Source organism: Burkholderia sp. LMU1-1-1.1 (assembly GCF_040675865.1).
In the GTDB taxonomy this organism is placed as follows: domain Bacteria; phylum Pseudomonadota; class Gammaproteobacteria; order Burkholderiales; family Burkholderiaceae_D; genus Rugamonas.
Map to the genome: position 1 here is coordinate 18719 of NZ_JBEGHG010000010.1, position 13108 is coordinate 31826.

The 13108-nt window shown below is 67.0% G+C and carries 11 protein-coding genes; 5 read left to right on the forward strand and 6 right to left on the reverse strand.

All coding sequences use genetic code 11. The annotated features are described in order from the left end of the window. Positions 1-115 precede the first annotated feature (115 nt). The 6 genes from MRBLMU1_RS10555 to MRBLMU1_RS10580 form a co-directional block, all read right to left on the reverse strand. Entirely contained in the window at positions 116-1564 is a 1449-nt protein-coding gene (locus MRBLMU1_RS10555) for a TIGR01777 family oxidoreductase (protein WP_363500689.1), read from the reverse strand. After that, positions 1561-2181: a DUF4166 domain-containing protein gene (locus tag MRBLMU1_RS10560; RefSeq protein WP_363500692.1), complete on the reverse strand. Its 621-nt coding sequence runs from the start codon at positions 2179-2181 to the stop codon at positions 1561-1563. The genes MRBLMU1_RS10555 and MRBLMU1_RS10560 overlap by 4 nt, the downstream gene beginning before the upstream one ends. Beyond that, positions 2178-2723, reverse strand: coding sequence for a GbsR/MarR family transcriptional regulator (locus MRBLMU1_RS10565; protein ID WP_363500695.1), 546 nt, complete (start codon positions 2721-2723; stop codon positions 2178-2180). The genes MRBLMU1_RS10560 and MRBLMU1_RS10565 overlap by 4 nt, the downstream gene beginning before the upstream one ends. 92 nt (positions 2724-2815) lie before the next feature. Beyond that, positions 2816-4423 (reverse strand): methyl-accepting chemotaxis protein, encoded by a 1608-nt coding sequence (locus tag MRBLMU1_RS10570; protein ID WP_363500698.1) that lies wholly within the window; start codon positions 4421-4423, stop codon positions 2816-2818. Positions 4424-4577: 154 nt separating this feature from the next. Then, entirely contained in the window at positions 4578-5183 is a 606-nt protein-coding gene (locus MRBLMU1_RS10575; protein ID WP_363500701.1) for a YdeI/OmpD-associated family protein, read from the reverse strand. 77 nt (positions 5184-5260) lie between these two features. Beyond that, a complete protein-coding gene (locus MRBLMU1_RS10580) occupies positions 5261-6823 on the reverse strand; it encodes a MutS-related protein (RefSeq protein WP_363500704.1) in 1563 nt (520 codons plus the stop codon). A gap of 202 nt (positions 6824-7025) precedes the next feature. Between MRBLMU1_RS10580 and MRBLMU1_RS10585 the strand changes: the two genes are divergently transcribed. The 5 genes from MRBLMU1_RS10585 to MRBLMU1_RS10605 all read left to right on the forward strand — a co-directional run bounded on the left by MRBLMU1_RS10585 (position 7026) and on the right by MRBLMU1_RS10605 (position 13070). After that, positions 7026-8294 (forward strand): efflux RND transporter periplasmic adaptor subunit, encoded by a 1269-nt coding sequence (locus MRBLMU1_RS10585; protein WP_363500707.1) that lies wholly within the window; start codon positions 7026-7028, stop codon positions 8292-8294. Between the two features lie 31 nt (positions 8295-8325). Then, complete coding sequence (locus MRBLMU1_RS10590; protein WP_363500710.1) at positions 8326-9075, forward strand: ABC transporter ATP-binding protein; 750 nt, start codon at positions 8326-8328, stop codon at positions 9073-9075. After that, positions 9065-10402, forward strand: coding sequence for an ABC transporter permease (locus tag MRBLMU1_RS10595; RefSeq protein WP_414646059.1), 1338 nt, complete (start codon positions 9065-9067; stop codon positions 10400-10402). The genes MRBLMU1_RS10590 and MRBLMU1_RS10595 overlap by 11 nt, the downstream gene beginning before the upstream one ends. A 20-nt stretch (positions 10403-10422) precedes the next feature. Next, the gene (locus MRBLMU1_RS10600) at positions 10423-11661 is read left to right on the forward strand and encodes an ABC transporter permease (RefSeq protein ID WP_363500713.1); all 1239 of its coding nucleotides are present in this window, start codon (positions 10423-10425) and stop codon (positions 11659-11661) included. 62 nt (positions 11662-11723) lie between these two features. Beyond that, complete coding sequence (locus MRBLMU1_RS10605; protein ID WP_363500972.1) at positions 11724-13070, forward strand: sigma-54-dependent transcriptional regulator; 1347 nt, start codon at positions 11724-11726, stop codon at positions 13068-13070. The last annotated feature ends 38 nt before the right edge of the window (positions 13071-13108 follow it).

Below are 13108 nucleotides of genomic sequence, written 5' to 3' on the forward strand. Positions count from 1 at the left end.
CGCCATAAACTCCGGGGTCAGGTTCACCATTTCTACACGACCTGGTCTGTAAAGGCGCGATACGGCCGGGCTTGTGTAGAAATGGTGGACCTGACCCCGGAATTGAGCCACGGAATTAGGCCAGGCTGCGCAGGGCGCCGTCCAGGGTTGGGTGGCGGAACGCGAAGCCCTCCCCGGTCAGCCGCTCGGGGAAGACGCGCTGGCCTTCGAGCAGCAAGTCGGCCTGCTCGCCCAGCGCCAGCCGCATCGGCCAGCCCGGCGTCGGGAAGCCGTACGGGCGCCTGAGCACCGACGCCGCTGTGCGGCTGAATTGCGCCTGGCTGACCACTTCCGGCGCGGTGAAGTTGTACGCGCCGCCAGCGCCGCTACGGCACAGGTGCGCGATGCCGCCTATCAGGTCGTCGACGTGGATCCACGACAGCCATTGCGTGCCCCCGCCCAGCGGCCCGCCCAGCCCCAGCTTGATCGGCAACAGCATCATCGGCAGCGCGCCCTGCGTGCCCAGCACCAGCCCGAAACGCATGCGCGCCACGCGCACGCCATGCGCCTCCGCTCCTTGCGCGGCCTCTTCCCACTCGCGGCACAAATCGGACATGAACATTGGCTGCGGACCATCCTTCTCGGTCAGCACCGTGTCGTCGCCGCGCTTCTGTATGCCGTAGTAGCCGATCGCCGACGCCGACACCAGCATGGCCGGCTTGTTTTCTGCGGCGGCGATCCAGTCGACCAGCTTGCGCGTCAACGCGACGCGGCTCTGGCGCAACGCGGCGCGGCGCGCGGCAGTCCAGCGCCAGCCCAAAATGCGCGCGCCCGCCAGGTTGACGACGACGTCGATGCGGCGCGACGGCGGCAACTGCGCCATGTCGCCCACGCACTCGACCCGGCCGTCGAACAGCCACGCGGCCTGGCGCGGCTGGCGGCTCAGCACCGTGACGCGGTGGCCGTCGCGCAGCAAGGCGCGCACCAGCCGCTGGCCGATGAAGCCGGTGGCGCCGGTCACCAGGAAGCCACGCTCGCCGTCGGCGAAACGCAACGCCGGCGCCGCCGCCTCACGCTCCGCCAACCTGCCGATGGCGCGCGCGGCCCAGGCGTCGCGCAGGCCGGACAAACCGACGCCCACGCCGCACAAGGCAAGGAACACGCTCAAAATGCCCTGCGGCTGCCACACCAGCGCCGTCGGCATGGCCGCCAGCGCCGGCGTGTTCAACGCCAGCAGCGCGATGAAGGCGCCGCCGTTCATCGCCAGCACCGTATGCGTGACCCGCTCGGTCGCGGGCAGCAGGCGGGTACGGTCCTCGACCACGAAGTCCCACAACGTCAGCACGATTTCGACCGCGAACACCAGCAGCAGGACCACCGCCCACAACCCCTGGAAGGACCACGAGGACAGGCCGATGAACATCGCGCTGTAAATCAGCGCGCGCGCCGCGTGGATGGAAAGCTCGCGCCGCGCGCTCGCGCGGGCCGGCAAGGCTTCGGTCAGTTCGTGGTGGTACAGCGTGTCGAACGCGCCGAGGCAGCCCTGGAAAGCCATCAGCTGCAATGCCAATAAATGAGTGTTCATGCCGGGACCTCCCTGAAAACGCCGGCCTGCGTGAATGTGGTGCCGAAGATCGCATGCCGTATCTCGATGCGGATGTCGAACTGGTTGGCGTTGTTATTACGGTGGCACAGGAAGGTCTTGCCCGGCGTGAGCAGCCCTGGCAGCGGAATGCGGATGCCGAACAGTTGCCAGAAATAGCCGTCGCTCTCGAAGTGCAGATTGCCGTCGCGGACGTCGAGCACCAGCTTCATGCCCAGGCCCGCGCCGACGTACTCCAGCACCTCGCCCTGCGGGCTTTCTGCCATGTAGGAGGTGAACATCACCGGTTCGCGGGCGTTGAGGCGGTAGGTGCGCTGCTTGAAGATCCAGGCGCAATCGCGCTTCGAATAAACCTCGATATCGACCGGGAAGTCGGCATCGTTATACGGCATCAGCGCGCCTTTGACGAAGGGCATGCTCAAGTAACCGAGCATTCGGCCTACCCGCGAACAAGTCAGCTCGGACAGATGCCCCGTGTAGTACAACGGCTTGCCGGGCAAGGGGTTCTTGTCGAAGCGGGCCTGGATGTCCGGATGCAGCTTGCTCCACTCACGGCCCAGGATTTTTTTAAAAAGTTCACCTTCGGACGGGATCATCATTTGCCGGCCGCCTTGTCGTCGCCGCCCAGCAGGCGCGCGACCTTGCCGCCCATCTTCAGGAAGCGCTGCATGGTGGCCGGTGGCAGGTGCTTGTAGTCGCCGTAGGTGGCGGTGAGCATTTCGAGGAAATCCAGCACCTGGTCCATCTTGACCTTGGTGGCCGGTTCCAGCGCCGGGTCGTGCTCCGCCTCGAGCGCGCATTCGCGCAGCACGGTCAGGGTCGGATCGATCTCGCGCTTCTTACGCTCCTCGACGATGACGCGGAAGATCTCCCACACGTCCTGCAGGGCGACGAAGTGGTCGCGGCGGTCGCCTGCGAGGTGGGTGATGCGCACCAGCCCCCAGCTTTGCAGCTCCTTGAGGCTGTTGCTGACGTTGGAGCGCGCCACGGTCAGCGTCTCGGCGATCTCCTCGGCCGGCAGCGGCTGGTTGGACAGGAACAGCAGCGCGTGGATCTGCGCCACCGTGCGGTTGACGCCCCAGCGCGTGCCCATCTCGCCCCAGTGCAGGATGTATTTCTGGATGGTCGGCGCGAGGATCATGGAATTCTTTCATTTCTGTCGTTACAGAAATAATAGAATTCCCCGCGCCCGATGTCAAGCGAACATCGGCGCGCGCCCCGAACAAACCCGGTTCACGCCAGCGCCAGCCTCCGCGCGGTCGCGCCGGTCGCGCCCGTGGAAGCGCCGCCGGCGTCGATCTTGAAGATGCTGACCGTCTGCGCCAGTTCGCCGGCCTGGTCCTGCAGCGACTGCGTGGCCGCCGCCGCCTCCTCCACCAGCGCGGCGTTTTGCTGCGTGACCTGGTCCATCTGCGCGATCGCCTGGTTGACCTGCTCGATGCCCTCGCTCTGCTCGCGGCTGGCGACGGCGATCTCGCCGACGATCTGCGTCACCTGGTGGACGTTGCCGACCAGGGTGTTCATCGTCGTGCCTGCGCGCTCGACCAGATCGGTGCCCAGCTGGATGTTCGACACCGATTTATCGATCAGCAGCTTGATCTCCTTGGCGGCGGCGGCCGAGCGCTGCGCCAGGTTGCGCACCTCGCTGGCCACCACGGCGAAGCCGCGTCCCTGTTCGCCGGCGCGGGCCGCCTCGACCGCCGCGTTCAGCGCCAGGATGTTGGTCTGGAAGGCGATGCCGTCGATCACGCCCGTGATATCGACGATCTTGCGCGACGATTCGTTGATGTCGTTCATGGTCGTGACCACCTGGTGCATCACCTCGCCGCCCTGCGCGGCCGTGCTGGAGGCATCCTCCACCAGGGAGCGCGCGTGCTGGGCGTTTTCCGAGTTCTGTTTGACGGTGCTGGTCAATTCCTCGATCGACGCGGCGGTCTCCTCCAGCGAGCTGGCCTGGGTCTCGGTGCGCGACGACAGTTCCATATTGCCCGCCGCCAGTTCCTGCGACCCGGTGTTGATCACCTCGGCGCCGCGCCGCACGCGCGAGACGGTCGACAGCAGATCCTGCTGCATGCGGCGGATCGCCGCCAGCAGGCGCTGGATCTCGTTGTCGCCGGATTCGTCGATATGCGCGGTCAGGTCGCCGTGGGCGACCTGGTCGAGCAGCGCCACCGCGCGCTCGAGCGGACTCAACACGACGGACTTGAGCAGCAGGTGCACGCCGACCACCAGCGCCAGCGCGCCGGCCAGGCCGAGCGCGACCAGCCACATGACCAGTTTGTATTCGCGCGCGCCGGCGTCCATCAGCTCGGTGATCTGTTCGTCGCTGAGCTTCTGGTACTTCTCCAGCTGGGCCGAGAAGGCGGCGCCGGTCGGCGTCAGCTCCTTGGTGTTGATCGTGGTGTAGGTGTCGGTGTCGTCCTGCGCCAACGCGGCGGCGGCGCGCTCGAGCACGCGGGACTGCGCGCGGCCGGCCTCGATCAGACCGGCTTTCAGCTGGGCGTCCTGGCCGGGATAGGCGGGCGCCTTCTCATACTTGTCGATGAAGTCCAGCGTGCGCTGGTAGGATTTTTTGGCGCTGGCCAGCGCGGAGTCGCGGTCCTCCTTGCTGCCGCCCTCCTTCACGGTGGTGTAGCCACGCGTCAGGGCCGAGCGGGTGCGGGTCGTGTCCTTGTAGGCGTCATTGATGACGATCACCTGCGAGCCGATCTGGTGTACCGTGGCGATCGCCTGATTGGACTGCTTCAACGCATAAATACCCAGCCCCGCTCCGACCACCAACATGCCCGCAAACAGCAGCAACACACCCAGCAAACTTGCCCGCACAGTCACATTGTTCATTATTTCCCCGCATTCCTCGAATTATCATTGCCTATTGGCAATAGTGTGAACCCCGAATATACCAAGAAATTGACATTCGAGCGATGAAAAATGTGTTTTACCTACCCATAAGCGGGTTGCGACGGGAACGAACGGGACTTGGCGTGGTATGCGGCTAACAGTTCTGGTATTTCCAATGGCGCCGCTTGCCCTCGGCGATCCATTCCACCGCCTGCTCCAGGCGGCGCAGGCGGGTCGCCTCGGTCTTGGCTTCCGTCAGCCACTCCACGTACTCGCGCATGGCGCTGGGCGGGAAAGCGTTGAAATGTTCGACCGCGCCGGCTTTGCCCTCCAGCGCGGCGGTGAAATAGTCCGGCACCAGCAATTCGCGCGCCGCCGCGGGCTGGGCGCGCGGCGGCGCCTTGACGCCCTCCGCGTTCAGCGCCATCGCCTTTTTGATGTAGCCGGCCAGCGCCTTCTTGGCCGGCAAATCCTTGACTGAGGTGAGGCGGCCGAACTGTCCCATCGCCTCGCGCCCCTTGTCATCCTCCTGCGCCACCAGCAAATCGCCCTTCCAGAAACCGAACGCGCAATGGGCCTTGAACGAGGCCATATTGCACAGCATGCCGTGGTACAGGAAGAACGGCATGCTCCACTTGATGGTCTCCTCCACCTCCGGGCAGGCGTCATGCACCACCTGGCGCAGGTGGCTAAGGATAGGCCGGGCGAAGTCGGCCGAGTTGGCGATGTACTCGTCGATGCGCGGGTCGAGGCTGGGCATGCTGGGCTCCGGGATCAGGTGGCACGATCCGTAACGATACCACCATGCCCTTCGCCGCCCCATATGCGCCCTGCGTCCTACATCAGCACCGCCCCGCAATCGACCGGATGGGCCATATAGTCGCTGAGCCAGTCGTGGACGCGGTTGGCCTTGGCGGAAATGGCGGCGTCGAAGCCACGGTCGGCCAGCAGCGCGATGCCATTGGTTTCCTTCAGCACGCCGGGGGCCAGTCGCAATTGCCCTTCCACGCGGCCGACGCACCACGGCGCCAACGCCTCGCCCAGCAAAGGCGCCAGCACCAGGTTGTGCGACGAGACGATGACCCGGCCCGACGCCGACAGCGTATGCAGCACGGCGGCGGCGGCCGATATCGATTCCAGATGATTCGTGCCGCGGAAGATTTCGTCGATGATGAAGATCGCCGGCGCCCGCTCGGCCAGCGCCAGCAGTTCCCGCGCGCGGCGCAACTCGGCGATGTACAGGCTCTCGCCGCCTTCGAGCGCGTCCTCGTTCTGCATGCTGGAGTAGACCGGCAGCGACGGCGTGACGGCGGCGTCGGCGTAAGTGAAGCCGAAGGCGCGGGCCACGATCAGATTCAACCCGACCGTGCGCAGCAAGGTGCTCTTGCCGATGCCGTTCTGGCCGGAGATGAAGGCGCCGCGCCGTTCCAGCGCGAACGACAACGGCGCCGGCTCGGCCAGCAGCGGATGCACGGCGTTCTCCAGCGCCACGCCCGGCCCGTCCCCAGCCCAGCAATACCGAGGCGTCTCCGCCAGATGCCGCGCCAGCGCCAGGTCGGCCTCCAGCGCCGCGACCCGCTGAAAACTCGCGCGCAGCAGATCGAGATTGGCGCGCACCACCTCGCGGCTGGCGAAGTAGTGGCGGATGTTCATCAGCCAGAGCCAGTCGCCGTATTCGCGCACGCCCGGCATGTGGGCCATCGGCGAGCGGCCGATGCCGCGATTGACCTTGCCGGCGCGGGCCGCGTCGTCGCGCAGGCCGGCCGTCATCGGCCCGTCGATTTTAGAAAGCAGCGTATGCGCGCGCAGCATCTGCTGCAGCGTCTTAAGGATGCGCCCCCATTCCGACGCCGCTTCGCTGAAGCGCATCTGCACCAGCGACAGCGACAGCCACAGTCCCAGGGTCACGCCCCACAGCGGCAGGAAGCCGCTGACGAGCGCCAGCGCGGCGGACAGCAGAAACGCCACCGGCAGCCATGGCAAATAAGGCGCCCAGCGCGGCGTTGGCGCCGGCTCCGCGCCGAACAAAGCCTCGCTGACTTCGCGGTCGGCGCGGCGCAGCCCCTCGCAGGCCGCCAGCAATTGCCGCCGCTGTCCGCCATCGTCCACCAGCGTCCGCACCCGCGCGGCGGACGCCGCAACCTGCGCGCCGCCATCGGCCGGCGCGTGCAGGCGGCGATGCAGCTCCTGCTGCCCGAGGATGCTGGTGCCGCGCGCCAGCTGCGCGCTGTACCGGGGCAGCAGCATATCGTCCCAGGTCTGCGCATCGAGCGCCCCGCCGTCCCCGTGCAGGGTGCGCTGGTAAAGCGCCACGTCGCTGGCGACATACGGATAGTCGCCGATATCGTCCTCCGGCATGGCGGGGAGCAAAAACCGGGTAAGCCTGTCGATCAAAGTCATGGGTAAGAAAATAATGGTGGTGGCACCCCATATCGTGCCAATTATCAACTTATCAACCCGCCGGACGCCGCAATGGACAACCGCGCGGACAATCCCGGACACCCGGACAGCGGACAGTGCACACAAAACCCAGCAAATTCAACCACTTACAAAGTGGCACGAATCCTGCAAAGACCAGCATATCTTTTTCTCAACGACCACCATGATCCGCGACACCTCCAGCCAAGACGCCGTCATCGCCGCCCCCAAGGGCCAAACGGCCAAGCGCCGCCTCGTCATCGCCGCCGCCGCGGTCATCCTGCTGGCGGTGGCGTACTCGCTGTTCCACACCTGGCGCGGCAGCGACCACTCGGTCAACATCTCGCGCCTGCGCATCGCCGAAGTCACGCGCGGCACCCTGATCCGCGACGCCGCCGTCAACGGCCGCATCGTCGCCGCCATCAGCCCCACGCTGTACTCGACGTCCGCCGCCACCGTCACCCTGAAAGCGGCCGCCGGCGACACCGTCAAAAAAGGCGACGTGCTGGCGGTGCTCGAATCGCCGGACCTGTCGGACGCGCTCAAACGCGAACAATCGGCCTACGCACAGATCGAGGCCGACGTCGAGCGCCAGAAGATCCTGGCGCGCAAACAAAAGCTGCTGGCCCGGCGCGACGCCGACACCGCCGAAATCGACCGCCTGTCCGCCCAGCGCACGCTGGAGCGCTACGACGCCGTGGCCAACGACGGCGTCGTCGCTAAGATCGACTACCAGAAGGCCAAGGACGCGCTGAACTCCGCCGAGATCCGCGCCCGCCACGCCGGCCAGGCGGCCGAACTGGAAAGCGACAACGTGGCGCTGGAGCTGACCTCGAAAATCAAACAGCTGGAGCAACAGCGCATGGTGCTGTCCAACGCCCAGCGCCGCGTCGACGAGTTGACGGTGCGCGCGCCGGTCGACGGTTTCATCGGCACGCTGTCGGTGGCCAACCGCAGCGTGGTGCCGCTCAACACGCCCCTCATGACCCTGGTCGACCTGTCCAAGCTGGAGGTCGAGCTGGAAGTGCCCGAGACCTATGTCGCCGACATCGGCCTGGGCATGAGCGCCGAGATCAACGTCGGCACCGGCACGGCCAGCGGCAAACTGTCCGCGCTGTCGCCGGAGGTGGTCAAGAACCAGGTGCTGGCGCGGGTGCGCTTCAACGGCGCCCAGCCGGCCGGCCTGCGCCAGAACCAGCGCATCACCGCGCGTCTGCTGATTGACGAAAAACCCAACACGCTGATGGTGCAGCGCGGACCGTTCGTCGAATCCGAGGGCGGCCGCTTCGCCTACGTGGTCCGCGACGGCATCGCCATCCGCACCCCGATCAAGATGGGCGCCACCAGCGTCTCCGCCGTGGAGATCCTCGATGGCCTGAAACAAGGCGACAAGATCGTCATCGCCGGCAGTGAAACGTTCGAGAACGCCGCGCGCGTCTCGATCAACAACTAATTTACTCGACACCAGTCCAAAGGAATCCATTATGCTGCGCATGCAAAACCTGAGCAAAGTCTATCGCACCCACATGATCGAAACCCACGCGCTGCGCGGCTTCGAGATCAACGTCAAGCAGGGCGAATTCGTCACCGTCACCGGCCCTTCGGGCTCCGGCAAGACCAGCTTCCTCAACATCGCCGGCCTGCTGGAGGAGTTCACCGACGGCGAGTACATCCTCGACGGCATCAACGTCAAGGGCATGGACGACAACGCGCGCTCGCGCCTGCGCAACGAAAAACTCGGCTTCATCTTCCAGGGCTTCAACCTGATCCCGGACCTGTCCTTGTTCGACAACGTCGACGTGCCGCTGCGCTACCGTGGCTTCAACGCCGCCGAGCGCAAGGAGCGCATCGAGGACGCGCTGTCCAAGGTCGGCCTGGCCTCGCGCATGAAGCACTATCCGGCCGAACTGTCCGGCGGCCAGCAGCAGCGCGTGGCGATCGCGCGTGCGCTGGCCGGCTCGCCCAAGCTGCTGCTGGCCGATGAACCGACCGGCAACCTCGATACGCAGATGGCGCGCGGCGTCATGGAACTGCTCGAGGAGATCAACGCCCAGGGCACCACCATCCTGATGGTCACGCACGATCCCGAGCTGGCGGTGCGCTCGCAGCGCAATGTCCACATCATCGACGGCCAGGTCTCGGACCTGGTGCGCAAGGCGCCGTCGCTGTTTGACGCCAACTCCCACGCCAAGGCCAACGCCCATGGCGCCGACGGCAAGTCGCATGTCGCCTAAGGGGACCGCCATGTTCCAGTACTACTTCATGCTCGGCCTGCGCAGCCTGCGCCGCAATCCGGCGCTGACCGCGCTGATGGTGCTGACGCTGGCCATCGGCGTGGCCGCCAGCATCGCCACCCTGACCATCCTGCACGTGATGTCGGGCGATCCGATCCCCAACAAGAGCGACCGCCTGTTCGTGCCGGTGATCGACAACGGCCCGCTGGAAGGCTGGTCGCCTGGAGATGAGCCCAACGACAAGCAAATGAGCTACCGCGACGCCAAGAATCTGCTCAACAGCAAAGCCGGCGAGCGCCGCACGGCGATCTACGGCGTGGCCGGGGCGATCGAGCCGGCGCGCAAGGACATCGGCGTGTTCACCGCCAGCGGCCTGGCGCCCGGCGGCGACTTCTTCAACATGTTCGACGCCCCCTTCCTGCACGGCCAGGGCTGGAGCCCGGCCGACGACAAGGCCGGCTCCGATGTCATCGTGTTGAGCCGCAAGCTGTCCGAAAAACTGTACGGCGACACCGACCCGGTCGGCCAGCGCATCACCTTCGCCGGCTATCAATACCAGATCGTCGGCGTGCTCGACACCTGGAATGTCATCCCGCGCTTCCACCGCGTCATCGGCAGCAACGACGGCGCCTTCAGCGAGGAGGACGAGTTCTTCATCCCATTCTCGACGGCGGTGCGCCACGAGATACAGCAAAACGGCAATACCAGCTGCAGCGACGACTTCGGCCCCGGCTACCAGGCCTTCCTCGGCTCCGAATGCACGTGGATCCAGTTCTGGTTCGAGACGCGCACCGCCGGCGACCGCGCCGAGCTGCAAAGCTTCCTCGACAGCTACGCCATCGAGCAGCGCAAGCTGGGACGGCTCAAGCGCAACGCCCCCAACATGCTGTACGACGTGCGCGAATGGCTCGACCACCTGAAGGTGGTCGGCAACGACAACAAGCTGTCGGCCTGGCTGGCGTTCGGCTTCCTGGTGCTATGCCTGGTCAACACCATCGGTCTGCTGCTGGCCAAGTTCTCGGTGCGCGCCGCCGAAGTGGGCATCCGCCGCGCGCTGGGCGCCTCGCGCCGCGAGATCTTCAATCAGTTCCTGATCGAGACCACGGTGGTCGGCCTGGCCGGCGGCGCGCTCGGCCTGCTGCTGGCGTTCGGCGCGCTGGCGCTCATCGCCATGCAGTCGAAGGCGCTCACGGTGGTGGCCCACATGGACTGGGTCATGCTGCTGACGACCTTCGCGCTGGCCGTGCTGTCGGCCGTGCTGGCCGGCCTGCTGCCGACCTGGCGCGCCTGCCAGGTCACGCCGGCGCTGCAACTCAAATCCCAATAAGAGAACAAGAGAGCCTAGCCATGGAAATCCGCCCCATCCTCTCCGCGCTGCTGCGCAACAAGACCGGCCCGATCCTGGTGGCCGTGCAGGTAGCGCTCAGCCTCGCCATCCTGGCCAACGCGCTGCACATCGTGCAGGTGCGCCAGGCCGTATCGGCGCGCGCCAGCGGCCTCGCCAACGAGCAGGACGTGTTCGCGCTGCAGGTGCGCCACCTCAAGCCCGGCGGCCACGAGGAGCAGTTGGCCGCGCAGCGCGCCGAGGCGGCCACCTTGCGCGCCGTCCCCGGCGTGCTGTCGGTGGCCATCACCAGCCAGATGCCGTTGTCGCGCTCGGGCAACTACAGCAGTCTGTCGACCGACCGCAAGCAGCTCAAGAGCAGCGCCACCACGACCAACTACATGGGCCCCGACTCGCTGGTCAAGACCTGGGGCCTGCGACTGGTCGAGGGCCGCGACTTCGTGCCCAGCGACGTGCTCGAGATCGACGACAACATCAGCAACGAGTTTCCGAAGACCGCCATCGTGACGCGCGCGCTGGCCGAAAAACTGTGGCCGGGCCAGAGCGGCTTTGTCGGCCGCCCCTTCTACTACGGCGTCGGCAACGACTCGCGGGAGGTGCGGGTGCTCGGCGTGATCAATAAGCTGCAAACGCCGGACGCGGCGATCAAGGAGTATGGCGAGTTCTCGGCCTTGCTGCCGCTGCGCCGCACCGGCGGCAGCGGCGCGAGCAACTTCACGCTGCGCGCCGAGCCGGGGCAGCTCGACCGCGTCGTCAAGGAGGCCGAGGCGGCGGTGCGGGCGGCCACGCCGATGCCGGTGATCGTCAAGATCAAGACGATGACGGAGATGCGCACCGCCCGCTACCGCGCCGACAACGCGCTGGCGTGGATGCTGGTGGCCGTCAGCGTGCTGCTGTTGCTGATCACGTCGAGCGGCATCGTCGGCATGGCCAGCCTGTGGGTGACGCAGAGGCGCAAGCAGATCGGCGTGCGGCGCGCGCTCGGCGCGCGCAGGATCGACATCCTGCGCTACTTCATCACCGAAAACGTCATGATCACCAGCGCCGGCGTGGCGGCCGGCGTGCTGATGGCGCTGGGCCTGAACCAGCTGCTGGTGAGCAAGCTGGAAATGGAGCGCCTGCCCGGCGGCTACCTGCTGGCCGGCGCCGGCGTGTTCCTGGCGCTGGGCGTGGCCGCCGTCTACGGGCCGGCGTGGCGCGCCGCCACCATCTCGCCGGCGACGGCCACCCGCAGCGCGTGACGATGGCCGGGCAGGTGGAGATCGCGGCCCCCGGCACGGCGCGACAATGTTATGCTAACGCCATGCCTACCGTACTGATTATCGACGACAACGCCGCCGTCGCCATCGCCCTCGAAGTGCTGTTCTCGCTGCACGACATCGACGCGGTGCGCGCGGCCTCGCCCGAAGCCGGCCTGGCGCTGCTGGCGCGCCAGCAGGTCGACCTGGTGATCCAGGATATGAACTTCAGCGCCGACACCACCTCCGGCGAGGAAGGCACGGCGCTGTTCCGCGCCATCCGCGAGCGCCACCCCGACCTGCCGGTGATCCTGCTGACCGCCTGGACCCATCTGGACGCGGCGGTCGACCTGGTCAAGGCCGGCGCCGCCGACTACCTGGCCAAGCCTTGGGACGACAACCGTCTGATCGCCACCGTCAACAACCTGATCGAACTCGGTGTGACCAAGCGCGCGCTGCACCAGCGGCTGCAAACGGAGCTGCGCCAGCGGCGCGAGCTCGAACGCGGCTACGACCTGCGCGGCATGGTGTGGCAGGACCCGGCCACCGAGCGCGTGGTGCACCTGGCCTGCCAGGTCGCGCGGGCCGACGTGCCGGTGCTGATCTCGGGCCCCAACGGCACCGGCAAGGAGTGCATCGCCAACATCATCCAGGCCAATTCCTCGGTGCGCGACGGCCCGTTCGTGGTGCTCAACTGCGGCGCGCTGCCGGGCGAACTGATCGAGGCCGAATTGTTCGGCGCCGAGGCGGGCGCCTACACCGGCGCCTCCAAGGCGCGCGAGGGCAAGTTCGAGGCGGCCGACGGCGGCACGCTGTTCCTCGACGAAATCGGCAACCTGCCGCTGGCCGGACAAATGAAGCTGCTGCGCGTACTGGAGACGGGCCGCTTCGAGCGCCTGGGCTCGAACCGCGAGCGCCAGGTCAAGGTGCGCGTGGTCAGCGCCACCAACGCCGACCTGCAGGCGATGATCAAGGCCGGCAGCTTCCGCGAGGACCTGTTCTACCGCCTCAACGTGATCGAGCTGAGGCTGCCGCCGCTGTCCGGGCGTCCGGCCGATATCCTGCCGCTGGCGCGCCATTTCCTCGGCGCGCACCAGAACCTGCAATTGCACCCATCGGCGCAGGCGGCGCTGCTGGCCCACCCGTGGCCGGGCAATGTGCGCGAACTGAAAAACGTCATGGCGCGCGCCGGCTTGCTGGCCCAGGGCGACACCATCAAGGTCGGCGACCTCGGTCTGCCGGCGGCCGCCGCGATCGCGGTGGAGGACGGCGCGCGCGAGCCGGACCGCGACGCCATCGGCCTGGCCCTGAGCCGCGCCGGCGGCGTGGTGGCGCAGGCGGCGGCGGAGCTGGGCCTGTCGCGCCAGGCGCTGTACCGCCGCATGGAACGGCTGGGCATCGCGCGCTCCTGATGGCGGCGCCGACGCCCTCTTCGAAAAGCATGCGCCGG

Coding starts and splice junctions, on each gene's coding strand:
- MRBLMU1_RS10570 (WP_363500698.1), bottom strand. CDS start 4,423: ATGAACAATGTGACTGTGCGGGCAAGTTTGCTGGGTGTGTTGCTGCTG.
- MRBLMU1_RS10565 (WP_363500695.1), bottom strand. CDS start 2,723: ATGATCCTCGCGCCGACCATCCAGAAATACATCCTGCACTGGGGCGAG.
- MRBLMU1_RS10595 (WP_414646059.1), top strand. CDS start 9,065: ATGTCGCCTAAGGGGACCGCCATGTTCCAGTACTACTTCATGCTCGGC.
- MRBLMU1_RS10600 (WP_363500713.1), top strand. CDS start 10,423: ATGGAAATCCGCCCCATCCTCTCCGCGCTGCTGCGCAACAAGACCGGC.
- MRBLMU1_RS10555 (WP_363500689.1), bottom strand. CDS start 1,564: ATGAACACTCATTTATTGGCATTGCAGCTGATGGCTTTCCAGGGCTGC.
- MRBLMU1_RS10580 (WP_363500704.1), bottom strand. CDS start 6,823: ATGACTTTGATCGACAGGCTTACCCGGTTTTTGCTCCCCGCCATGCCG.
- MRBLMU1_RS10590 (WP_363500710.1), top strand. CDS start 8,326: ATGCTGCGCATGCAAAACCTGAGCAAAGTCTATCGCACCCACATGATC.
- MRBLMU1_RS10585 (WP_363500707.1), top strand. CDS start 7,026: ATGATCCGCGACACCTCCAGCCAAGACGCCGTCATCGCCGCCCCCAAG.
- MRBLMU1_RS10575 (WP_363500701.1), bottom strand. CDS start 5,183: ATGCCCAGCCTCGACCCGCGCATCGACGAGTACATCGCCAACTCGGCC.
- MRBLMU1_RS10605 (WP_363500972.1), top strand. CDS start 11,724: ATGCCTACCGTACTGATTATCGACGACAACGCCGCCGTCGCCATCGCC.
- MRBLMU1_RS10560 (WP_363500692.1), bottom strand. CDS start 2,181: ATGATGATCCCGTCCGAAGGTGAACTTTTTAAAAAAATCCTGGGCCGT.